Genomic DNA, 20,778 nt, shown 5'->3' with positions numbered 1-20,778 from the left:
TTGACCAGGGGCACGCCGTTGGGGGCCGTCAACACGGTAGGGCGTTGGCGACCCGGGGCGCCGGGGTCGGCGGCGATTTGCGCGTGGGCGGGAAACAGCGAGGCGGTGATGAGCGCCGCTGCGGTGGCCGTGCTGGCTTTGCCCAGCGCACGCGCGCATTCGGCGACGACCATGCGCAGCCCGCGCGCGGCGTTGAACACCACGCGGTGGCGGTTCTTGTTCATGAGGGACTCCCTGGAGATGACGTTGTTGTGATCGGCCGAGATCACAACAAACGGTCACGTCAAAGGGAATACCGCAGCGGTACTAGATTGGGTGTCCGCCGCGACAGACATCCCCCATCTGGGGGAAAGATCCCGATCGCCGCGCCCAGGGCGGCGTGCCCCTAGAACCCCACGTTCGTCGGCGCGAAGCCGTCCAGGTGGACGAGTCGGTGGTGGGCCAGCACTTTGTACAGGTCGGCCTCGCCCACCGAGCGCGAGAGATAGGCGTCGCTGCCGGCCAGGCCGGCTTTCATGCGGTCCATGCTGCCGGCGGTGGGCGCGAACATGATGACCACCGGCGCGCCTTTGGGCCCCTTGGTTTGTTTGGCCAAACGGCAGATCTGGTTGCCATCGGGCTCGCCCTTGAGACGGTCGATCACCACGAGCCGATACGCATGTGCCTTGAGCATCACCACGGCTTGCGCCGCCTCGCGCGACCAGTCCACGCTGAGGCCATAGCGCTTGAACCGCTTGAGCAGGATGCGCCCTTCCACCAGGCTTTCGGCGACCAGCAACATGTCGCCACGCGCCACCTCGGGCACCGCGGTCTTGTCCGAAGCGATGCGCGAGCGCGGCGCACGCGTGGAGCGCGGCGGCGGTGGCATGGGCGAGGGCATCTCGTCGAGGCCGCCGAAATCGGTCATGCGCATGACGCCTGGGCGGGCGACTGGTGCCGGGGTCGTGCGCGCGGCGACCGGCATGGCCGCAGGGGTTGGCAAGTGGGCCGTCAAGGACGCCCCCCGCGGCATTGGGCGTGTGAGCGGAAATTCGGTGTCGACGGAGCGACGGCGTCGGCCACCCTTCACGGCCGGCGCAAGAGCGGGCAGGCCCTCGGCGCCATACGGCACGGTGGCGGAGAAGCCGCGGTCGGCCCCCGCGCCCGGCAGCACCGACGGCGGGTGATCCGGCGGCTGGGTGTGCGCTTGCCCGCTCGCCAGCTTCATGCTCGCATTCAGCCCCTGCAACTGGGAGGCTCGGAACGGCTCTTCGGCCTGCGCAGCGGCCGGGGCCATGGCGGCATCGCGCCTCTGCGGCGGCAGGCGCCTGGCGCCCACGATCTCGTCGAGCGTAGCGAGCAGCGCCACCAGCTTGACCGGTTTGCGCTGCAAGGGCCAGCCGGTGCCGCTGTCGGAACTGCCGACCAGCAACACCCGGCCCGGCAGTTCGGCATCGCGCACCAGCAGCACGGCCTGCACGTTGTCGGCGTTGACGATCAGGATCTGCGCGTCCATCACCTCGTCCTGCACCAGATAGGCCGGCGGGCGGCGCGAGGCCAGGCGGAAGAAGGATTCGAACGTGGACGACTCCGCTTGCGAGAAACCCACCAGCGCCACCGTGTACGCAGCCACCATACCCAGCCCCTCAACTGTTATGAAATGTTGCGGGTCAGTATGCCCGCATTGGCGCTCGGCGCGAAAGATGCCCCACCGCCGGCCTGCGGTGTCGGTCCGGCCTTTTGTCACGGGCAGGACGGGCACCGCACAATGGCCACCGTGCAACCACCTTCAGGAGCCCGACCCATGAGCAGCATTTACGACTTCGAAGCCCAGACCATCGACGGCCGCTCCGTGCCGCTGCGGCAGTACGAGGGCAAGCCCCTGTTGATCGTGAACACCGCCAGCGCCTGCGGTTTTACGCCGCAGTTCGGCGGGCTGGAGAAACTGCACCAGACCTATGGCGTGCGCGGCCTGGTGGTGCTGGGTTTCCCTTGCAACCAGTTCGGCAGCCAGGACCCGGGCGGCAACGACGAGATCGCCAGCTTCTGCCAGCTCAACTACGGCGTGAGCTTCCCGATGATGGCCAAGATCGACGTGAACGGTTCGGACGCGGACCCGCTCTACCAGTGGCTCACGGCCGAAGCCCCGGGCTTGCTGGGCAGCAAGGCCATCAAATGGAATTTCACGAAGTTCCTGGTGGGCAAGGACGGGCGCGTGATCAAACGTTATGCGCCCCAGGACGCGCCGGAGAAGCTGTCTTCCGATATCGAGGCAGCGCTCGCGGCCTGAGGCCGAACAGGGGCCGCAACCACGCCGAGCGGCGCACCAGCCCGTCGGTGACGAGCCAGCAACCCAGCACCGTGCCCAGCAGCAGCACGGAGGGTTCCACCACCGGACCCAGCGCCCAGGGCGACAGCAGCACAGCCAGCGCAATGATCAGCGTCTGGTGCAGCACGTACCACGGGTAGACCGATTCGTTGGCCCACGCCAGCCAAGGCCAGGTCCGATTGAGCCGGTGGTGCGCCCAGCCCAGCACTGCTACCAGGCTGGTCCACAGGTAGGCGTCCGCCGCGAGCCGCGCGGCCAGGCGCCAGCTCGGGTCGCCACCCGCGGCCATGTGGCGCAGACCCACGTGCAGCGCGAACCAGCCCAGGGCCAGCCCCAGCGCGATCCAGCGCAGGCGGCGAAGCGCCGCCCAGAGCCCCGCGTCCACCCCGGCCCAATAGCCGTAGACGAACAAGGTGAAGTACACCGCGTGCAACCAGCCGTCGTGGATCAGGTTGTGGGTGGGCGGGAAGCGCGGCCACAAGGTCAGCGTGTAGAGGGCCAGCGGCAGCACGGGCAGCACCAGCAGGGCCGGGCCGCGCAAACTGGTGAACGCCTGCCGCAGCCGCTGACCCGTGGCCGAGTCCAGCACCGGTGTCAGCAGCGCCAGCACGGCCGTGTACGCCCACAGGTAGACCAGGTACCAGAGGTGGTTCCAGGTGACGCCAAATTCCGCGCCCGCGAAAGCGTCGCGGGGCCAGGGGCCTCCACCGTAGTAGCGGGCCAGGAAAGCGGCGAAGCCTGGGCCCATGGTGCCGTTGTCGACCACCTGCACGTACACCTGGTAAGGCACCACCACGGCCATGCCGAACGCCAGCGGCAGCAGCAGGCGCCAGCTGCGCCGCCCGATCAGGCGCGCGGGCCCACTGCCCTGGCGCAGGAAGCCGAAGGCCATGCCGGAGATCAGGAACACCAGGTCCATGCGCCAGAGATTGATGGCGCGCATCGGCCACTGCAGCCATTGCGCCTCGTGCGGGCTCTTGATGTGCCAGGGCCAGTCGGTGACGTAGACCATGGCCACGTGGTACAGGATGACCAGGCCAAAAGCCAGCGCGCGCAGGGCATCGATGTCGTGTCGGCGGTTCATGGGAAACCCCTTCAGGTTGAAAGAAAGGCGCCGATTCTTGGGGCCGGCGGTGGCCGCGCAGCCCGGTTTGGGACGGTTCGTGGGCCGGCTGTGACGGGTCGCGGGTGGTGGGGATGGATTTCCCGGGCCCATGCGCCCTAGACTCGCGGCCATGGCTTATGCACCGGACTGGTTTGCGCGCTACCCCGCGGTTCGTCGCCGGGTCGAGGTCGGATTCTGGGTGGTCGTGCTGGCGCTGCAGGCCGCCTTCAACAGCCTGGTGAGCTGGATGGAACGCAGCGACGTGCCCGTTTTGCAGACGGCGTTCCTGGAGGCGACGAGCGCCATCGCCATCGGCCTGTTGATCCCGGCCATTGCCGCCTTCGAACGCCGCGCCCCCCTGCGCTGGGACGCGCTGCGCACCGCCCTGCCGCTGCACCTGGGCGCCAGCCTGGTGTTCTGCGCGCTGCATGTGCTGGGCATGGTGGTTTTGCGCAAAGCGGGTTATGCCCTCGCCGGCTCGCGCTACGACTTTGGTGACTGGCCCGTGCAGCTGGCCTACGAATACCTGAAGGACGTGCGCACCTACGCCTTGATCGTCGTGGCCCTGATGAGCTACCGGTTCCTGATGCTGCGGCTCGGCGGGGAAGCGAAGCTGCTCGACGCGCCCGAACCGGCCCCCGGCGCCGACGCCGCACACCTGCCCGCACCGCGCCCCACGCGCTTCCTGGTGCGCAAGCTGCGCCGAGAGTTTCTGGTGGCCGCCGCCGACATCGGGTGGCTGCAAGCCGAAGGCAACTACGTGGGCCTGCACGTCAACGGGCACGACTACCTGCTGCGCTCCACCTTCACCGAGTTCCTGCAGCAGCTGGACCCCGAGCGCTTCGTGCGCGTGCACCGCAGCCACGCGGTGAACCTGGACCACATCGCCGAGATCACGCCGCTGGACAGCGGCGATGCGCGCCTGACCCTGCGCGACGGCGCCACCGTGCCCTGCAGCCGCCGCTACCGGGACGCGATCGGCCAGCGGGCGCGCGTTGCAGCGGCATCGCCACCGCGCTGATCCACGCCCTGCGGATCAGGCGCCCAACGCCTCGTCCAGCACCTCGACCCAGTGCCGCACCGGCGTGTCGGTGCCGCTTTGCAGGTGCGTGATGCAGCCGATGTTGGCGCTCGCGATCACCGCGGGTTGCAGCTCGCCCAGGTGGCCGAGCTTGCGGTCGCGCAGCGTGTGCGCGATCTCGGGGTTGAGCACCGAGTAGGTGCCGGCGGAGCCGCAACACAGGTGCGCTTCGTTCTGCGCCACCTGCACGGTGAAGCCGAGTTCGGCCAGGTGCCGCTCCACGCCGCCCTTGAGTTGCTGGCCGTGCTGCAGCGTGCACGGCGGGTGAAAGGCGATCACACGCGCGGCATCGGGCGCCTGCTTCAACAACGGCCGCAACACCGGCACCAGCTCGGGCAGCAGTTCGCTCAGGTCGCGCGTGAGGCCGCTCACGCGAGCGGCCTTGGCGGCGTAGGCCGGGTCGTCCTGCAGGATGTGGCCGTATTCCTTCACCGTCACGCCACAGCCCGAAGCGTTCATCACGATCGCTTCGACGCCGCCTTCGATCAGCGGCCACCAGGCGTCGATGTTGGCGCGCATCTGGGCCTTGCCGCCATCCTGGTCGTTCAGGTGAAACTTCACCGCGCCGCAACAACCGGCTGCGGGTGCGACGACGCTCTGGATGCCGGCCGCGTCGAGCACGCGCGCAGTGGCGTTGTGGATGCCGGGCATCATCGCGGGCTGCACGCAACCCGCGAGCAGCAACACGCGGCGCGCGTGCGTGCGCACCGGCAGGGCACCCGCCGGGCGCGGTACTGGAACCTTGTCTTTCAACACACCGGGCAGCAAGGGCCGCACCAGTTGGCCGAGCTTCATGGCGGGCGCGAACAGCGGTGAGGTCAGGCCTTCCTTGAGCAGCCAGCGCAGCGCTTTTTCACCGGCCGGGCGCGGCACTTTTTCGTCGACGATCTGGCGGCCGATGTCGACCAGATGGCCGTAGTCCACGCCGCTCGGGCAGGTGCTTTCGCAGTTTCGGCAGGTGAGGCAGCGGTCCAGGTGCAGCTGCGTCTTGCGCGTGGGCTCGGCGCCTTCGAGCACCTGCTTCATCAGGTAGATGCGGCCACGCGGTCCATCGAGTTCGTCGCCGAGCAACTGGTACGTGGGGCAGGTGGCGGTGCAGAAGCCGCAGTGCACGCACTTGCGCAGGATGGCCTCGGCCGCGCGGCCGTCGGCGCGTTGCTGGTATTCGGGGAAGAGCTGGGTTTGCATGGTGCAAAGACTCAGTCCAGCGGCTTGCCGGGGTTGAAGATGCCTGCGGGGTCGAACTCGGCGCGAAGGCGTTGCGTGATGGTGTCGAGGGTCGGGCCGAGGCGGTCAAAACACGGCACGCCCATGGTGCCTTCGGACCCCGCGCGAAACAGCGTGGCGTGGCCGCGCGCGGCAGCGGTCGCCGCGCGGATGTCGGCCGCCGCGCTCGCGGGCGCCCACAACCAGCGTTGCGCGCCCTGCCATTCGATCAGGGGCGCCCAGGGCAGGTCCAGCACCGGCGCGGTCTGCGGCACCGACAGGCGCCACAGGCACAGCCCAGCCGAAGGTGCTTGGAAAAACGGCAGGCGCTGGTCGCGGCAGTCGGTCCACTCGGGGCCGGCCTGCGCGTTGTCCAGCCGCGTGCCGCCGGCTTCGCGCGCCATGCGCTCGCAAGCCGCCTCGACCGCTGCGGCGGCCCCGCGCAGCCGCACATGCAAACGGTCTGGCGCGTCCCAACGGCTGGCGTTGATCGGCAGCGGCTGGCCACCCCAGCGGTGCAGTTGTTCGAGCGCGTCGTGCTGCGACAGACCAAACACCAGCGTGGCTTCGGCGGGCGCGACCGGCAGCACCTTGAGACTCACCTCGGTGATCACGCCCAAGGTGCCCATCGAACCAGCGAGAACACGGCTCACGTCGTAGCCGGCCACGTTCTTCATGACCTGGCCACCGAAGGTGAGCAGCTCGCCGCGCCCGTTGATGAAGCGCGCGCCGAGCACGAAATCGCGCACCGAACCGACGCTCGCACGGGCCGGCCCCGACAGGCCGGCGGCAACCATGCCACCCACGGTGCCTTCGGCGCCAAAGCGCGGCGGTTCGAACGCCAGGCACTGGCCGCGTTCGGCCAGCACGGCCTCGAGCTCGGCGAGCCGCGTGCCCGCGCGCACCGTGACCACGAGCTCGGTGGGCTCGTAGCTCACGATGCCGGCCCAGCCGGTGGTGGACAAGGTGTCGCCCTGCACCGCTTCGCCGTAAAAAGATTTGGTGCGCCCGCCCGCGATGCGCAGCGGCGTGCGCGCGGCGGCCGCGGTCTGGACCCGCTCGATCAGTTCGCCGGGGTGCTCGTGGGGCGTGAGAGACATGGCGACGATGGTAGTCGCCAGGCCGCGCGTCGGCTTTGAATTTTCTGCACGCGCGCTTGCAAACCGGCGCTGGCGCCGGCCGCCTTACTTGTCCCGGCGCATGGTGTGCGACAGGCGGAACCGGCCTTCGGGGTACAGGCTGATGGCGACGTAGAAGCGGCCTTCATCGCCGTCGCTGTACAAGCGGTAGATCGCGCGCAGCGCCGGGCTTTTGGGCGCGACGCCCAGCACGTCGGCGACGTGCTTGGGGATCTTGCAGGCCTCGACGGTCTGCTCGATGCACTCGATCGGGCGCTGTTGCAGTTCGTTCATGAACTGCCACACCGAGCCGCGCTTGTGCCCGATCAGCGGCACCAGGCTGCGGTGCTCGGGCCGCAGGTAGAAGTCGGTCCACGAGGCGGCCTGCTTGGTCTCGGGCGAGTCGCGGTAGGTGGCGACCTTGATCCAGGGTTCGCCGACCTCGCAGCCCAGGTCGGCGGCCAGCGCGGCGTCGGCCACCACGTCTTCCGTGCTGACGTGGTGCAGCTCGGAAATGGACGAGAAGCGCAGCACATCGCTCGCGCTGTCGGTCTGCACGAGGTAGGAGCGCTGGGGGTTGTTGGTCAGCACCACGCTGCCGATGCGCGGACGCCGCGTCACATAGCCCTGCCGCTGCAGCGCCGCCAGCGCCGCGCGCGCGGTGAAGCGGCTGACGCCATGGATCTCGCACAGGCTCATCTCCGGCGGCAAGGTGGTGCCCACGGGATACTGGCCCGAGGCGATCTGTTGCTGCAATGTTTCCGCCAGCTCAACGTAAATAGGCTTGCCCAATCTCGTCCTTCAAGTGCTTGGTGCGCCAGCGTCTCCCGACCCGTTGAGGAGTGGCGCATCGCACGCCATCATGGCGTCCAGCGCCAATACGCCCTGACCTTGGGCCAGTACGATAACAGGGTTGATGTCCATCTCCGCCAGCCGGTCCGCGTGGTGCGCGGCGAAGCGCGAGAGCCGCACCATGGCGTCGACCAGGGCGTCTTCGTCGGCCGGCGGCTGGCCTCTGAAACCACGCAACAACGCCGCCGCGCGCGTCATGCCGATCAGTTCTTTCGCGCGCTCGGTGCTCAAGGGGCAGACGCCGAACGCCACGTCCTTGTACAGCTCGACGGCAATGCCGCCGAGGCCGAACATCAGCACCGGGCCAAAGGCCGGATCGCGCTTGATGCCCAGCACCACCTCGACGCCGCGCGGCGCCATCTGCTCCACCAGAAAGCCCTGGAAGTCCAGCTCGGGGGCGCGCTGCAGCATGGCTTGCGCCGCGGCTTCGGCGGCTTGCGGCGTGCCGAGGTTCAGGGCCACCAGGCCGTGTTCGCTCTTGTGCGCGATGCCGCGCGCCATGCCTTTCACCACCACGGGGCCCGCGAGTTGCTGCGCGGCGACGGCGACTTCCGCCACGCCGCGCACCACACGCGCCTCGGGCACGCGGATGCCCAAGGCCTTGAGCAATGCCTTGGAGCGCACCTCGTCCACCAGGCCTTGCTGCGCGGGCAGGTCCGGCAGGTCTTCGCCCGCCACGCCGTAGGGCAAGGCCTGGCGTTGCGCGGCGCGCGCCTGACCGATCAGGCTGGCCGCCGCGCGCAGGCTGCGCGCCACCGGAATGCCCAGGCCATGGGCGCGCGCGAAACCCGGTTCCTGCACATAGCCGGACACGGGAATCAGCATGCCCGGCTTGGTGCTCTGGCCCAGCACATCGAGCGCCTGGTCCAGCCAGAGCTGGGAGCGCTCGTCGCGCGGCGCGCCCACGCCCACCCACAGCACCGCGTCGACGGCTTCGTCTTCCAGCGCGATGGCCAGGGCGTGGCGGGGCAGCTCCGGGTCGCTGAACACCGCGCCGCCCACGTCGAGCGGGTTGGACGCTTTCACGTACGACGGCAGGATCGCTTCGAGCTTGGCCAAGGTCGCCGGCGACAAGGCGGGCAGCGGCACGTTCGCATGGGCGCACTCGTCCGCGAGGATGGACGCCGCACCGCCCGAGAGCGTGAACACCAGCAGGCCGCCCTGCCCCACGGTTCGTTTGCCCTTCCAGTGCGCGAGCAGGGATGCGCAGGGCAGCAGGTCCTCGCTCTCCTGCACACGCAGCACGCCGTGCTCGCGGCACACGGCGGAGAAGATTTCGTCCGAACCCGCCAGCGCGCCGGTGTGGGACATCACGGCCTGCTGACCCAGCTCGGATGTGCCGGCCTTGAACACCACCAGGGGCTTGCCGAGGGCTTTGGCGCGCCGCGCCGCTTCGACGAAACGCCGCGGCTGGCGCAGACCTTCGATCATGAGCGCCACCACATCGATCTTCGGGTCGTCCAGCAGGTGCTCGACGATCTCCTCCATGCCGATGTCCATGGCATTGCCCACGTGGGCATAGAGCCCGACGTCTGCGCCCGCGTCTTCGCCGTTGAGCAGCAGCCCGCCCATCATGGCGCCGCTCTGCGTGACCAGGCCGACGCGCCCGTGGCGCGCGTGCGCCATGGACTCGAAGCTGCTGTTGTAGCCCAGGCACATGCCGACCGCAGGGTTGCCCGCGCCCAGGCAGTTCGGCCCAAGCATGCGCATCGGCGTGTCGGCCAGCAGCTGTTGCAGCCGCCGCGCGCGCTCGACGCCTTCGGGGCCCTGCTCTTCCCATCCGGCGCTGCAGACCACCACGGTCTGCACGCCCGCGGCCTTGCAGTCGGCCACGGCGTTCAAGGTCATCTCGGCGCTCAGCGCGATCATCACCAGCTCGGGCACTTCGGGCAGTTCTGCAAGCGAGGCGTAGCAGCGCACGCCGAACAGTTCTGGGTACTTGGGGTTGACCGGATAGAGGCCGCCCGCGAAGCCGTGGCGAAGGCAGTTGCGCAGCCCGCGCGAGGCCGGCGTGTTCGGGCGCTCCGACGCGCCGATGAAGGCGATCGACCTGGGGTGGAACAAGGCGTACAGGCTGCTGGCGGAACGCTTCAGCATGGCGTGGTCGGTGAAGGTGTTCATGGTTCTTGTGCGGCTCAGGGATGTGAAAGACGGTGGATTCAAAGGCGCGCGGTCCGCTTGAAGCGGCGGCAGCCGGCGCCGTCGAGCGCGGACACCAGCCAGCCTTCGCCTTCCAGAAAATTCAGGTGCGCGATGGCCTCGCCCAGGCCGAAGCCGATTTCCTCGTGGCGCAGCGCCCGGCCGAACAGCGCCGGCAGGCATTCGTAGCCCGTCATCGGGCGGTCGCAGGCCTGCAGCAGCAGCGCCAGGCGCTCGTCGTGGTGCGCGCGGATCTCTTCCACGCGCGTGGCGATGCCATGGGTGGGTTGCCGGTGCGAAGGCAGCAGCAGCGTGGATGCGTCGAAGCCTTCGAAGCGCTGCAACGAGGCGAGGTACGAGCGCAAGGGGTTCTGGTCACCGCCCGGCCACACGGCGATGTTGGGCGTGATCTCGGGCAGCACCTGGTCGCCGCCGATCAGCACCTGGCCGTCGTCGCGCAGCAGGCTCAGGTGATCGGGCGAATGGCCCTGGCCGATGACGGGCGTCCAGAACCGGTCGCCCAGCGCCAGCGGGCGCGTGGGATCGATCTCCACCACCTGCTCGGGCAAGGCGCACACCTGCACGCCATAACGCGGCATGTGCCGGTACAGGCCCTGTGCCACGTCGGCGGGCAAGCCGTGTTCGTTCCACAGCGGGGTGCGTTCGGCCACCACGTCGCGCGCCGGATCGGCATAGCGCCCGGCCACGTCGAGCTCGCCGCGCGTCATGAGCACCGGCGCCTGGCAGCGCTCGGCGAGCCAGCCCGCCAGGCCGATGTGGTCCGGGTGGTGGTGCGTCACCACGATCTGGCGCAACGGACGGCCCGCGAACGGCGGCAGCTGGAAGACGGATTCCCAGACCTGCCGGCTGGCCTCGGTGTCGATGCCGGTGTCGACCACGGACCAGCCATCGGCCTCGGGCAGCAGGTAGACGTTGATGTGCTTGAGCGCGAAGGGCAGCGGCAAGCGCAGCAGGAACACGCCGTCGACGATCTCCAGGGGCACGCCCACCTCGATCCGGGCGGCGTGGTAGCGCAGCGGCGGCAGACCGTCCCGCCGCGTCCACAGCGAGGGGCCGATGGGCGAAGGCGCGCTGGACGAAGGCGCGATGGGGTCCGCCAGCGTGTCGTGTGGGCTCTGCATTCAGAGCCCCATCTGTTTGGCGATGATGGTGCGCTGGATCTCGGAGGCGCCCGCGCCGATCATGCCGATGCGCGAGTCGCGGAAGAACAGCTCCATGTCGTACTCCTTGAGCACGCCATAGCCGCCCATGATCTGCACGCCGTGGTTGGCGATCTCGAACATCGCCTCGCTGGCCCAGAGCTTGGCCATGGACATTTCCTTGAAGCAGGGCAGGCCTTGCTCCAGCATCCAGGCCACGCGGTAGCCCAGCAGGCGCGCCACATCGGTCTTGATCTGCATGTCGGCCAGCTTGTGCTGCACCGCCTGGAACTTCGAGATCGCTTGCCCGAACTGGTGGCGCTGCTTCGCGTAGTTCATGACGTAATCGATCATGGCCTGCGAGGTGCCCGCGTACATCATGGCCACGCTCAGGCGCTCGATGCCCAGGCCGCTGTTGAGGTTGGCCCAGCCTTCGTGCAAGTTGCCCATCATGCGCGTGCGCGGCACCTTCACGTCGCGGAAGAACACCTCGTTGGTGTGGGTAGCCGAGCGCCCCATTTGCTTGAGCGGGCGGATCTCGATGCCCGGCGCGTCCGCGTCGACCAGGAAGATGGTGATGCCGTGGTGCTTCTTCTCGGGGTTGCGCAGCGTGCGCGTCACCACGACGATCTGGTTCGCCACGTGCGCGTTGGTGGTGAACATCTTCTGGCCGTTGAGCACGAAGTGCTCGCCCTGCTCCTGCGCGAACAACTCGACCGCTGCCGCGTCCGAGCCCACGTTGGGTTCGCTCAAGGCAAAGGCGAGCTTGGTCTCGCCCGAGACCACCTTGGGCAGGAATTCCTGTTTCTGCGCCTCGGTGCCATAGGTGAGGATGTTGTAGCCGCCCAGCACCACGGTCGTGAAATACGAAGTGCCCGCGCCATACCAGCCGTAGCCGGCCTCTTCCAGAAAGATCGCGAGTTCCATCGGTCCCAGGCCCGAGCCGCCGTACTGCTCCGGGAAGGGAATGCCCATCCAGCCCTGCTGCGCCATGCGGGCGTACAGCTCGTGCGGGAAGCGGTCGTTGTCGCTGCAGGCGCGCACGTACTCGCGCGAGCACTCCTTGGCCATGAAGCGGCGAACCGATTCGCGGAACATCTGCTGCTCTGGGGTGAATCCGAATTCCATGACGCGGTGTCTCCTGGGGTGAAGGGGGCTGTTGTGGTGGGCTCAAGCCGCGGGGGCCGAACCCTTGCGATCGAGAAAGCGCGCGACCGCCGCGCGGTGTTCGGCGGAGGTGAAGCACTGGCCCAGCGCGAGCGCCTCCTGCTCGAGCGTGGCCGGCAGGTCGTGGTGGCGCGCAAAGTGCATCAGTTGCTTGAGGCGCGCGACGGCCTGCGACGGCAGCGCGGCCAACTGCGAAGCCCATTGCTGCGTCGCGCTGTCCAGCGAGGCGTGATCGACGACGCGGTTGACCAGTCCGTGCTGCTGCGCCGTCGCGGCATCGATGAACTCACCCAGCAACAGCAGCTCCATCGCGCGGCCCGCGCCCACCACGCGTTGCAGCCAATAGGAGCAGCCGAACTCCGGCGTGATGCCCAGTTGCGCGAACGGGAAACGGAAGCGCGCGCGGTCCGATGCGATGCGCAGGTCGCACGCCAGCGCGATCGTCGCGCCGCCGCCCACGGCCAGTCCGTTGACCGACGCGATCACCGGCTTGCGCATGGTCTGGATGCCCAGCGCCAACGCGTTGGGCCCCTGGCGGATGCGCTCGCTCCACTGCGCTTCGGACATCGCCGCGCCGCGCTGGAAGGTGTCCTGGATGTCGCCGCCCGCGCAGAAGGCTTCGCCCTGCCCGGTGATCACGACGACCTTCACCGCCGGGTCGCGCTCGGCGTCCGCGCACAGGTGAACGAGCTGTCGCGTGGTCGTGTCGCCCAGGGCGTTGCGCCGCGCGGGTCGGTTGAAACCGATCCACGCGACCGCGCCTCGGCGTTCGTGGTGCAGGTCCGTGATGTTCACTGGCGGGTTTGTGAATGGAAAATTTATTGTACGGACAATATTGGAAATCGACATGCATTTCAACCCAAGACCATACGTCGCTTATAGGTGAATTCACTAGGTTCACGTTCGTTGACACCCCATCCGAACAAGCTGTATTGTCCGCACCAGCACGTGCTTCCCACCACCCCAACCCTGGCGCCAAGGGTCCGTCCACTGGCTGGCCCGGCCTTTTCAAAAAGGACTTTGTGTATGAACCGCCGTATTGCTTTGCTCGCGGGGTGCGCCATGCTGGCCGCCAGCCCCATGGCGCACGCTGACGTGGCCTTCCCCACCAAACCCGTCACCCTCGTCGTGCCGCTGGCCGTGGGCGGTGGCACCGACATCCTGGCGCGCAAGCTGGCGCAACACCTCGCGCCCATCTGGGGCCAGTCGGTGATCGTGGAGAACGTGAGCGGCGCCAGCTCCATCATCGGCACGCAGCGCGTGGCGCGTTCGCAGCCCGACGCCCACACCTTGCTGGTGACCACCAACGGCGCCATCGTGGGCAACCGCTTCCTCTTCAAGACGCTGCCCTACGACCCGGACAAAGACCTCATGCCCGTGGCCCAGCTGGCCGACATCGACATGGTGCTGCTGGCACACAAGTCGCTGGCCGCCAACAACCTGAAGGAGCTGGTGGCCCAGGCGAAGAAGGACCCGCGCGGCGTGACCTACGCGTCGTACGGCAACGGCTCGCAGCCGCACCTGCTGATGGAGCTGTTCAACAAGCGCGAGGGCATCGAGATCACGCACGTGCCTTACAAGGGCCTGGGGCCGGCGCTGACCTCGGTCATGGCGGGCGAGACCATGCTCACACTGACCGGGCGCGGATCGGGCGACGCGGCCCTGCGCTCGGGCCGCACCAAGGTGCTCAACTACAACGCCGACAAGCGCGATCCGCTGTACCCCGAGGTACCGGTGTCCGCCGAGTCGGGCTATCCCTACTTCCGCGTGGCCACCTGGCACGGCGTGTTCACGCCGCGCGGCACGCCCAAGGAGGTGGTGGCCAAAATCCACAAGGACATCCAGGCCGTGCTCAACCAGCCGGAGTTCCGCGAAGACATGGTCAAGCGCGGCTACGGCGTGCCGGCGCGAAGCCCCGAAGAATTCGCCGCCGTGATCCAGGACGAAGTGCGCGCGACCGGCGAAATGGTCAAGGCCGCGGGGCTGAAGGCGGAGTAACACGTCCATTCGCCGCCACTTCACGGAAACGCAGGAAGCCGGCGCATGCCGGCTTCCTGCGTTGGACAACAAGACCGCGCCAGCGATCAGATGGTGGCGCCGGTGAGGCGCACGACCTCGGTCCACTTCTTCAGCTCGTCGGTGATGAAGGCGGTGGACTGCTCCGCGTTGAGCGGCAGCGGCTCCATGCCCATGGCCAGCAGCTTCTCGCGCGAGCTCGCGTCGGAGAGGTAAGCCAGGATGCTGGTGTTGAGCCGCTTGACGATGGCCTCCGGCGTCCTGGCCGGCGCGAGCACGCCGTACCAGGCCTTGAGGTCGAAATTCGGCAAGCCTTGTTGCGCCAGCGGCGCGACGTCGGCCAACGCGGGCGAGGGCTGGGCGGCGGTCAAGCCCAAGGCGCGCAGCTTGCCGGAGCGGATGTAGGGCAAGGCGGTCGGGATGTCGGTGAACATCATGCTCAGCTGCCCGCCGAGCAAGTCCTGCATCGCCAGCGCACTGCCCTTGTAGGGCACGTGCAGCATGTCGACCTTGGCCATCTGCTTGAACAACTCGCCGCTCAGGTGCTGCGAGGTGCCGGAGCCCGACGAACCAAAGGACAGCTTGCCCGGCTGCGAGCGCGCCAGCGCGATCAGCTCCTGCACGTTGCGCGCGGTCACCGTCGGGTTCACCACCAGCACGTTCTTCTGCACCACCGTGGCCGAGACGGCACTGAAATCCTTGAGCGCATCGAAAGGCAGGCGCGCGCCGTACAGGCTGGGCGCGATGCCGTGGGTGGCGCTGGAGCCCATCACCAGGGTGTAGCCATCGGGCGCGCTGCGGGCCACGAACTCCGCGCCGATGTTGCCGCCAGCGCCGGTCTTGTTTTCCACCACCACCGGTTGGCCGAGCTGGTCGCTCACGTGCTGGCCGAGCAGGCGCGCCAGCTGGTCCAGCGCGCCGCCGGCCGAGAACGGGTTGATCAGGCGGATGGGCTTGTTGGGGTAGCCGGCCGCGGGTGCCTGAGCCCAGGCCAGGCCGGGGGCGACGGCGCTGGCCGCCAGGGTCTGGATCAAATGTCGTCGCTGCATGTCTGTCTCCTTTTGTTGTGGTCGAAAAGAGTTCGCGCGCGCACGCGCGATCGGCTCAGAGCTTGCCCGCGTAGCTCGCCTGGAACGCGGCCGCCGGGTCGCACTGGATGCCGTACGGGGCAATGGGATAGCGGATGCCGTTACCGGCCAGCCAGTCCAGCCCGGTGGCGATTTCCTGCAGGTGCGACACCTGCAGGGCGATCAGCATTTCGTCGTCCTGCACGCCGCCGAACTTGCGCTCGGCGAAACACGGGATGGCCAGGCTGGGCTCCTTGGTGGCCAGGCCCGCGCCCCAGCTGTCGGCGCAGGCCGATTCGCCGGTGGTGCCGAACTGGTAGCGCACGTAGTGGCGGTGTTGCAGCGCGTTGATGAGGGTCACCATCTGCCCCGGCGTGGCGAACACGAGCACCGTGTCCGGCTTCTTCAGGCGGCCGGTGGACAGCGGCGACATCACCACGCCCACGTACTTGCCGTGGGGCACGCGCGGCATGCTGGCCTGGTGCTCGCGCGAGGCTTCGATGGTGGCGAACCACACACCATGGAACATGCTGCCGTCCAGGTACTTGGTTCCGGGCGCGTTGAGCCCCATGACGCCACCGCAGTTGCTGTTGGCCGGCACGTTCTCGTGCGTGACACCCAACGTGAAGCCGAGCCAGCGGGCCTGTCCGACCAGCTGGCACATCGACATGCGCACGCCGGCCGCGGGCCAGCGGATGCCCTTGATGGCCTTCATCTCGTCCACGGTTTCGAACAGCTGCAGCGCCAGCGGCGCGGTGCGCAGGCGCAGGCGCTGGGTCAGCCGGTTCACCAGGTCTTCGTAGTCGACTTCTTCCTGTTCGCACACGTCATGCATGGGGCGTTCCTTGGGTGGTTTTTTCGGGGAGCGGGCTCGTTGCGGCGGCCAGCAGCGCGCGGCTGGTTTCGCCCCAGCGCGGGGCGGCTTCGCAGTCGATGTCGATCAGGTCGAGGACGCGCATCACGCTGTGGTCGACGATGTCGGCCACGCTCTGCGGCCGGTTGTAGAAGGCGGGCACGGGCGGGAACACGATCGCGCCCGCTTGCGACACGCGCAACATGCTCTCGATGTGGCCCACGTGCAAGGGCGTCTCGCGCAGCATCAGCACCACGCGGCGGCGCTCCTTGAGCGCCACGTCCGCGGCGCGCGCCAGCAGCTCGCCGGTGTTGCCCCAGGCCAGGTTGGACATGGTCTTGATCGAGCACGGCGCGATCACCATCGCGTGCACGCGGAACGAACCGGACGAGATCGACGCGCCGATGTCGACGCTGGAATGCACCACGTCGGCCAAGGCCTCGACCTGTTCGATCGACACCGAGGTTTCCAGTTGCATCGTCTGCCGCGCGGAGCGGCTCACGACCAGGTGCGTTTCCACATCGGGCGTGGCGTGCAGCATCTCCAGCAGGCGGATGCCGTAGGCGCTGCCGCTCGCACCGGAAATGCCCACCACCACCCGCCGTTTGCTGCTGGCGCGGCCCGTCGTCATTCGACGCTCACCTTGAAGCTCACCTGGCCCCAGCTGCCGTTGCAGAAGCCTGCGTCCTGGCAGCTGTAGGCGTTGAACCACATGCCGTTGGGGTCCAGGCCCTCGGCGATGCGGTCGTGCGCCATGGCCGCGTGAATGGTCATGGGCGCCACGGCGTAGATGCAGATGTTGCAGGACTTCACCACGCCGGCGGCGCTGACCTCGATGCGGTCGCCATTCTTGAAACCGGCGGCGCAGCCGTGGCTGGCAACGACGGTGGCGACGACGGTGCGGCGGTTGGCTTCGGGCAGGGCCTCGGCCGCGCGCCGTCGGCGCTCGTCGGCGCGGAACTCCGCCATCTGCTCGTCGGTGTAGCCCATGTTCCCCTGGAACTTGTCCCAGTTGAAGGGTCTGGCTGGCTTTGAGGGTGGGGTGGAATCGCTCATGGGGCTGGCCTTTCAGAAAAGCGTCAATAACCGCGTGACAGCATGGAAGCAACGTAGTCGGGCTGGCGCGCGCGCAGCTTGGCGGCGGCTTCGGCGCCGATCCAGTCTTCGATCACCACGTTCTCGAACCGGCCGCGCTGGTAACGGTCGGACTTGCTGAACGGGGCGGTCGCGTCGATGTAGACCTTGCGGCCGGTGCCGGCCGCGTCGCCCTCGGCCAACATGCCGCTGACCTTGGCGCGCGGCGAGAGCATCAGGCCTTCGCGCATGTCCGAGCGCGTGATCACGGCCCACATCACATCGTCGGCATTGGTGAGATCGATGTCGTGGTCCACCGCGATCACCCAGCCCAGATCGGAGTGCGCCGAGAGCGCGCCGAAGGCCAGGTTGTTCTGCAGGCCTTCGTCGCGAAAGCTCTTGCGGTTGATGCGGATCACCACGCCCAGGCAACCGCGCATGGCCTGCAGAACGTGGCAGTTGTCGAACACGCGCGGGCTGATGCGGCGGCAGGCGTCGAACACCGAAGCCTCGGCGGGCAGCGCCATCAGGTTGGTGGTCTCGGCGTTGACCGCGAGAGGGAACCAGTACACCGGGTTGTGGCGGTGGGTGATGGCGGTCACGTTGAATTCCCACACCCGCCAGGCGCGGCCCATGTAGCCGCCGGCCTCGGGCATCATGCCCTTCTCGCCGTCCTTGCCCGAGTCCTCTTCGGAGGTCAGGCGGTCGGTGTCGATGTAGCCCTCGAGCACGTACTCGGCCTCGGCCAGGCTCCACGCGCCGTCCTGCGTGCGGCACGGTGCGATCTCCACCGCTGTGCCCTGCAGAGCGCCGGCCATGCCCAGTTCGTCGTAGCCCAACGGCGTCAAGGTCTGCTGCGTGCTGCCCGAACAGGCCAGCAGCACGGCAGGGCCCGCGCCGATGTTCACGCTGATGGGGATGCGCCTCTCGCCGCGCGCGCGCAGCTTGCGCGCGATTTCCAGCAGGTGGCGACCGGCCTGGATGGTGATGCAGGTGAGGTTCGGGCCGAGCACGCGCATGCGGTGGTACGAGCCGTTGAAAGCGCCGGTGTCGGGGTCGCGCACGAGCGCCAGGCCGCCGGTGATCACGCAACCCGCATCGTCCCTGGTCTGCTGCGCTAGCGGCAAGGTCTTGAACAGGTCGATGCCGCTGGTGATCACGTTCTGCTGGCTCGCCGCCCGGTCCGTGACCTGCGAAGGGATCGGGTTCAGCGCCGCGTCGGCGATGCGGCGCGGCAGGTCGACCGCGTCCACGCCGCACCAGCGGGCAATGCGCTGGCGGTCGCCGAACACGTTGGTGACGATGCGCTGCCCGGCTTGTCCGCGCAATTGGTCGAACACCACCATCGGTCCGTTGTCGGTGGTGCGCGCGATGGCGGCCACTTCGAGATAGGGGTCGGCTTCGCGCGTGATGCGCAGCAGATCGTCGTGGGCCTGGGCTTCTTCAATGGCAGCCGACAGGCTGAGCACAGCTTGCATGTTGTCTCCGTCTTGGGTTTATTTGTCCGGACTATACAAGACGGAAAATGCTTGTCAACGGGGGTGTCCCGCACGCGCTGGCGTCTGACTATGGGAAGAAAGGTCTGCGGAAAGGGCGTGCGCCGGCGCGCCGACGAAAGGTCGCCAAGCGTCTTGGTGCAGACAAATGAAAGCGCCAGCGCGCACAGCACTACCGCCTCACGCAGGACAGCGTGTCAGGAAAGGGCGTCAGCCCATGCCTGGTTCAGCAGTGCGATGGCACTCACCATCTCGGGCCGGTTCAGCCCGGTCTCGCGGCCGCTGCGTTGCGCATAGAACCGCGCCACCGACGCCGTGGGCGAAGCGGCGTTCGTGGTCGATGGCGCATCGGCCCACACCGGCATCGCCGTCAGCAAGGCGAAGGCGTGCTGCTCGGCGGCCAGTTCCGCCTGCTGGACGCGCTGGCGCAGCGCTTGCGTCTGCGGGTCGTCCTTGGCGATGGCGCGCCGCGCCGCGCGCAGCGGCCGCACGACCTGCTCGCGCCAATCGCGCACCACCGCATCCGCCGCTTCGATCTGGTCGGTCTGCAGGTGCAGGCGGTGTTGCCGGCACACGAAGCCCAGGTGCAGCATCACCAGCACATCCACGTCCAGGCGGTCCTGCAACAGCAGGCAGGCCTGCGCCACGCCGGGCCGCCCGTACAGGGCCAGCACGTGGCGCCACGCATCGCCGGGTTCGGTGGAGGGCATGGGTGTCCTGGTTGTGTCCAGGGTCAGCGCGTGTAGCCCGCGCACATGCCGGCATTCGGCCGGCCTTGGCATTCGCGCCGCAGGCGCTTCTCGCGCGCGGCCGGCGCTTCTTCCGACGGCGACTTGTGAAACGTCACCTTGCTGGGCGGCTTGCGCGCACCGTCTTGAGCGGCCTGCCCGGGCAGGCCCAGGGTGAATGCACTGGCGAACACGGTGCAGGCGACGAAGCGCAAGGGTGAGAGCGTCATGGAGGGTTCCCTGGGGTTGTGGATCTTGTGACGCGAATGATAGGCGCACAGACTCGACACAGACGCCCCCGTCGTTTTGTGCGCCATGCGGAAAAACCGAGTGGGCGGGAAGCCCTGCCAAGGCGCAAGCTGGAAATAATTCCCTCGAGATCCGAACCGGCGTTGCACGCATTCGTCACGCCGCCCACCACAACGAGGAGACACACCATGCGCCCCTTCATCCTGCCCTTGCTGCTGGCCGCCTGCAGCCTCAATGCCGCGGCGCAAGGCGCGGGCGACTACCCCAGCGCCCCGGTGCGCATCGTGGTGCCATTCCAGGCCGGCGGCCTGACCGACATCCTGGCGCGCGCGATCGCGCAACACGCCAGCACGCGGCTGGGCCAGGCCTTCGTGGTGGAGAACAAGCCCGGTGCCAGCGGCAACATCGGCGCGGACACGGTGGCCAAGAGCAAGCCCGATGGCCTCACGTTGTTGATGGGCTCGATCGGCACCAACGCGGTGAACGCCCACCTGTTCTCGCGCATGCCCTACGACACGCTGAAGGACTTCACGCCCATCAGCCTGGTGGCCAGCGGCACGCTGATGCTGGTGACGAACCCCTCCGTGCCAGCGACCGACATGCGCTCGCTGCTGGCCTACGCCAAGGCCAACCCCGGCAAGCTGACCTATGCCTCCGGCGGCGCGGGGGCGTCGCAACACCTGGCCGGTGAGCTGCTCAAGACCATGGCGCACGTGGACATCGTGCACGTGCCGTACAAGGGCGTGGTGCAAGGCGTGACCGACGTGGTGGCCGGACAGGTCAGCATGACCTTCGACCTGGCCACCGTCGAGCCCCACATCCGCGCCGGCAAGCTGCGCCCGATCGCGGTGGCCAACGCCCGGCGCTCGTCCGTTTTTCCCGAGGTGCCGACCATCGCGGAGTCCGGCGTTCCCGGTTACGAAGTGAGCGCCTGGTACGGTCTGTTCGCACCGGCCGGCACTTCGCCTGCCATCGTGCGCAAGCTGAACGCCGAGGTGGTGAGCGCGCTCAAGGACCCGGCCCTGTTGCAACGCCTGAAAGCGCTCGGCGCCGAGCCCGCGGGCAGCACGCCCGAAGAACTCCAGCGCTTTGTGCGCAGCGAATACGACAAGTGGGGCAAGGTGGTGCATCAAGCCGGCATCCGCCTCGATTGAAGCCC

The 20,778-nt window shown here is 68.3% G+C and carries 21 protein-coding genes; 4 read left to right on the top strand and 17 right to left on the bottom strand.

The features are described 5' to 3' along the window. Both FFS09_RS13730 and FFS09_RS13725 read right to left on the bottom strand, forming a co-directional pair. Nucleotides 1-224 (bottom strand): ESPR-type extended signal peptide-containing protein (locus FFS09_RS13730; protein ID WP_137919452.1); only part of this gene is annotated, 224 nt, incomplete at its 3' end. Between the two features lie 161 nt (nt 225-385). Then, nucleotides 386-1,615: a response regulator gene (locus FFS09_RS13725; RefSeq protein WP_137919451.1), complete on the bottom strand. Its 1,230-nt coding sequence runs from the start codon at nt 1,613-1,615 to the stop codon at nt 386-388. A gap of 168 nt (nt 1,616-1,783) precedes the next feature. Between FFS09_RS13725 and FFS09_RS13720 the strand changes: the two genes are divergently transcribed. Beyond that, nucleotides 1,784-2,269 (top strand): glutathione peroxidase, encoded by a 486-nt coding sequence (locus tag FFS09_RS13720; protein WP_137919450.1) that lies wholly within the window; start codon nt 1,784-1,786, stop codon nt 2,267-2,269. On the opposite strand, the gene FFS09_RS13715 is transcribed toward FFS09_RS13720, so the two are convergent. After that, the gene (locus FFS09_RS13715) at nt 2,199-3,392 is read right to left on the bottom strand and encodes an acyltransferase family protein (protein WP_137919449.1); all 1,194 of its coding nucleotides are present in this window, start codon (nt 3,390-3,392) and stop codon (nt 2,199-2,201) included. The genes FFS09_RS13720 and FFS09_RS13715 overlap by 71 nt on opposite strands. Before the next feature lie 151 nt (nt 3,393-3,543). On the opposite strand from FFS09_RS13715, the gene FFS09_RS13710 reads away from it, so the two are divergent. Further along, nucleotides 3,544-4,434 carry a LytTR family DNA-binding domain-containing protein gene (locus FFS09_RS13710; RefSeq protein WP_137919448.1) on the top strand — a complete coding sequence of 297 codons (891 nt, stop codon included), beginning with the start codon at nt 3,544-3,546 and terminating at the stop codon, nt 4,432-4,434. Between the two features lie 15 nt (nt 4,435-4,449). Here FFS09_RS13710 and glcF read toward each other — a convergent pair whose 3' ends face one another. The 7 genes from glcF to FFS09_RS13675 form a co-directional block, all read right to left on the bottom strand. Further along, nucleotides 4,450-5,682 (bottom strand): glycolate oxidase subunit GlcF, encoded by a 1,233-nt coding sequence (gene glcF / locus FFS09_RS13705; RefSeq protein WP_137919447.1) that lies wholly within the window; start codon nt 5,680-5,682, stop codon nt 4,450-4,452. Between the two features lie 11 nt (nt 5,683-5,693). After that, the gene (gene glcE / locus FFS09_RS13700; protein WP_137919446.1) at nt 5,694-6,800 is read right to left on the bottom strand and encodes a glycolate oxidase subunit GlcE; all 1,107 of its coding nucleotides are present in this window, start codon (nt 6,798-6,800) and stop codon (nt 5,694-5,696) included. An 84-nt stretch (nt 6,801-6,884) separates the two neighbouring features. After that, the gene (locus tag FFS09_RS13695) at nt 6,885-7,610 is read right to left on the bottom strand and encodes a GntR family transcriptional regulator (protein WP_137919445.1); all 726 of its coding nucleotides are present in this window, start codon (nt 7,608-7,610) and stop codon (nt 6,885-6,887) included. A 9-nt stretch (nt 7,611-7,619) separates the two neighbouring features. Continuing rightward, on the bottom strand, nt 7,620-9,791 hold the full coding sequence (locus tag FFS09_RS13690) for an acetate--CoA ligase family protein (protein ID WP_171020014.1): 2,172 nt from the start codon (nt 9,789-9,791) through the stop codon (nt 7,620-7,622). 38 nt (nt 9,792-9,829) lie between these two features. Continuing rightward, entirely contained in the window at nt 9,830-10,951 is a 1,122-nt protein-coding gene (locus tag FFS09_RS13685) for an MBL fold metallo-hydrolase (RefSeq protein ID WP_137919443.1), read from the bottom strand. Beyond that, nucleotides 10,952-12,097 carry an acyl-CoA dehydrogenase family protein gene (locus FFS09_RS13680; protein WP_137919442.1) on the bottom strand — a complete coding sequence of 382 codons (1,146 nt, stop codon included), beginning with the start codon at nt 12,095-12,097 and terminating at the stop codon, nt 10,952-10,954. It abuts the gene before it with no gap. Nucleotides 12,098-12,139: 42 nt separating this feature from the next. Beyond that, entirely contained in the window at nt 12,140-12,931 is a 792-nt protein-coding gene (locus tag FFS09_RS13675) for an enoyl-CoA hydratase/isomerase family protein (protein ID WP_171020013.1), read from the bottom strand. A 231-nt stretch (nt 12,932-13,162) separates the two neighbouring features. On the opposite strand from FFS09_RS13675, the gene FFS09_RS13670 reads away from it, so the two are divergent. After that, nucleotides 13,163-14,134, top strand: a complete 972-nt coding sequence (locus FFS09_RS13670) for a Bug family tripartite tricarboxylate transporter substrate binding protein (RefSeq protein WP_137919440.1) — start codon at nt 13,163-13,165, stop codon at nt 14,132-14,134. A gap of 86 nt (nt 14,135-14,220) precedes the next feature. Here the strand turns inward: FFS09_RS13670 and FFS09_RS13665 are convergent, their stop codons facing one another. The 7 genes from FFS09_RS13665 to FFS09_RS13635 all read right to left on the bottom strand — a co-directional run bounded on the left by FFS09_RS13665 (nt 14,221) and on the right by FFS09_RS13635 (nt 19,600). Further along, a complete protein-coding gene (locus tag FFS09_RS13665; RefSeq protein WP_137919439.1) occupies nt 14,221-15,201 on the bottom strand; it encodes a Bug family tripartite tricarboxylate transporter substrate binding protein in 981 nt (326 codons plus the stop codon). Nucleotides 15,202-15,256: 55 nt separating this feature from the next. Continuing rightward, on the bottom strand, nt 15,257-16,054 hold the full coding sequence (locus FFS09_RS13660) for a DUF169 domain-containing protein (RefSeq protein WP_137919438.1): 798 nt from the start codon (nt 16,052-16,054) through the stop codon (nt 15,257-15,259). After that, complete coding sequence (locus FFS09_RS13655) at nt 16,047-16,703, bottom strand: UbiX family flavin prenyltransferase (RefSeq protein ID WP_137919437.1); 657 nt, start codon at nt 16,701-16,703, stop codon at nt 16,047-16,049. Before FFS09_RS13655 ends, FFS09_RS13660 begins: the two co-directional genes overlap by 8 nt. Further along, the gene (locus FFS09_RS13650; protein WP_137919436.1) at nt 16,700-17,128 is read right to left on the bottom strand and encodes a hypothetical protein; all 429 of its coding nucleotides are present in this window, start codon (nt 17,126-17,128) and stop codon (nt 16,700-16,702) included. The genes FFS09_RS13655 and FFS09_RS13650 overlap by 4 nt, the downstream gene beginning before the upstream one ends. Nucleotides 17,129-17,151: 23 nt before the next feature. After that, nucleotides 17,152-18,624, bottom strand: coding sequence for a UbiD family decarboxylase (locus tag FFS09_RS13645; RefSeq protein ID WP_137919435.1), 1,473 nt, complete (start codon nt 18,622-18,624; stop codon nt 17,152-17,154). A gap of 215 nt (nt 18,625-18,839) precedes the next feature. Beyond that, on the bottom strand, nt 18,840-19,352 hold the full coding sequence (locus FFS09_RS13640; protein WP_171020012.1) for a TIGR02444 family protein: 513 nt from the start codon (nt 19,350-19,352) through the stop codon (nt 18,840-18,842). A 23-nt stretch (nt 19,353-19,375) separates the two neighbouring features. Then, complete coding sequence (locus FFS09_RS13635) at nt 19,376-19,600, bottom strand: hypothetical protein (protein WP_137919433.1); 225 nt, start codon at nt 19,598-19,600, stop codon at nt 19,376-19,378. A gap of 207 nt (nt 19,601-19,807) precedes the next feature. On the opposite strand from FFS09_RS13635, the gene FFS09_RS13630 reads away from it, so the two are divergent. After that, a complete protein-coding gene (locus tag FFS09_RS13630) occupies nt 19,808-20,773 on the top strand; it encodes a Bug family tripartite tricarboxylate transporter substrate binding protein (RefSeq protein ID WP_171020011.1) in 966 nt (321 codons plus the stop codon). The last annotated feature ends 5 nt before the right edge of the window (nt 20,774-20,778 follow it).

Origin of the sequence: Hydrogenophaga sp. 2FB (assembly GCF_005503365.1) — a bacterium.
GTDB lineage: Bacteria > Pseudomonadota > Gammaproteobacteria > Burkholderiales > Burkholderiaceae_C > Hydrogenophaga.
Note: the sequence above shows the minus strand (reverse complement) of the source record. Positions and strands in the feature narration are given on the sequence as shown.

Excerpts from the sequence above, each read along its gene's own strand:
- FFS09_RS13725 (WP_137919451.1), bottom strand. The coding sequence starts at position 1,615 with ATGGTGGCTGCGTACACGGTGGCGCTGGTGGGTTTCTCGCAAGCGGAG.
- FFS09_RS13720 (WP_137919450.1), top strand. The coding sequence starts at position 1,784 with ATGAGCAGCATTTACGACTTCGAAGCCCAGACCATCGACGGCCGCTCC.
- FFS09_RS13715 (WP_137919449.1), bottom strand. The coding sequence starts at position 3,392 with ATGAACCGCCGACACGACATCGATGCCCTGCGCGCGCTGGCTTTTGGC.
- FFS09_RS13710 (WP_137919448.1), top strand. The coding sequence starts at position 3,544 with ATGGCTTATGCACCGGACTGGTTTGCGCGCTACCCCGCGGTTCGTCGC.
- glcF (WP_137919447.1), bottom strand. The coding sequence starts at position 5,682 with ATGCAAACCCAGCTCTTCCCCGAATACCAGCAACGCGCCGACGGCCGC.
- glcE (WP_137919446.1), bottom strand. The coding sequence starts at position 6,800 with ATGTCTCTCACGCCCCACGAGCACCCCGGCGAACTGATCGAGCGGGTC.
- FFS09_RS13690 (WP_171020014.1), bottom strand. The coding sequence starts at position 9,791 with ATGAACACCTTCACCGACCACGCCATGCTGAAGCGTTCCGCCAGCAGC.
- FFS09_RS13685 (WP_137919443.1), bottom strand. The coding sequence starts at position 10,951 with ATGCAGAGCCCACACGACACGCTGGCGGACCCCATCGCGCCTTCGTCC.
- FFS09_RS13680 (WP_137919442.1), bottom strand. The coding sequence starts at position 12,097 with ATGGAATTCGGATTCACCCCAGAGCAGCAGATGTTCCGCGAATCGGTT.
- FFS09_RS13670 (WP_137919440.1), top strand. The coding sequence starts at position 13,163 with ATGAACCGCCGTATTGCTTTGCTCGCGGGGTGCGCCATGCTGGCCGCC.
- FFS09_RS13665 (WP_137919439.1), bottom strand. The coding sequence starts at position 15,201 with ATGCAGCGACGACATTTGATCCAGACCCTGGCGGCCAGCGCCGTCGCC.
- FFS09_RS13660 (WP_137919438.1), bottom strand. The coding sequence starts at position 16,054 with ATGCATGACGTGTGCGAACAGGAAGAAGTCGACTACGAAGACCTGGTG.
- FFS09_RS13655 (WP_137919437.1), bottom strand. The coding sequence starts at position 16,703 with ATGACGACGGGCCGCGCCAGCAGCAAACGGCGGGTGGTGGTGGGCATT.
- FFS09_RS13650 (WP_137919436.1), bottom strand. The coding sequence starts at position 17,128 with ATGAGCGATTCCACCCCACCCTCAAAGCCAGCCAGACCCTTCAACTGG.
- FFS09_RS13645 (WP_137919435.1), bottom strand. The coding sequence starts at position 18,624 with ATGCAAGCTGTGCTCAGCCTGTCGGCTGCCATTGAAGAAGCCCAGGCC.
- FFS09_RS13640 (WP_171020012.1), bottom strand. The coding sequence starts at position 19,352 with ATGCCCTCCACCGAACCCGGCGATGCGTGGCGCCACGTGCTGGCCCTG.
- FFS09_RS13635 (WP_137919433.1), bottom strand. The coding sequence starts at position 19,600 with ATGACGCTCTCACCCTTGCGCTTCGTCGCCTGCACCGTGTTCGCCAGT.
- FFS09_RS13630 (WP_171020011.1), top strand. The coding sequence starts at position 19,808 with ATGCGCCCCTTCATCCTGCCCTTGCTGCTGGCCGCCTGCAGCCTCAAT.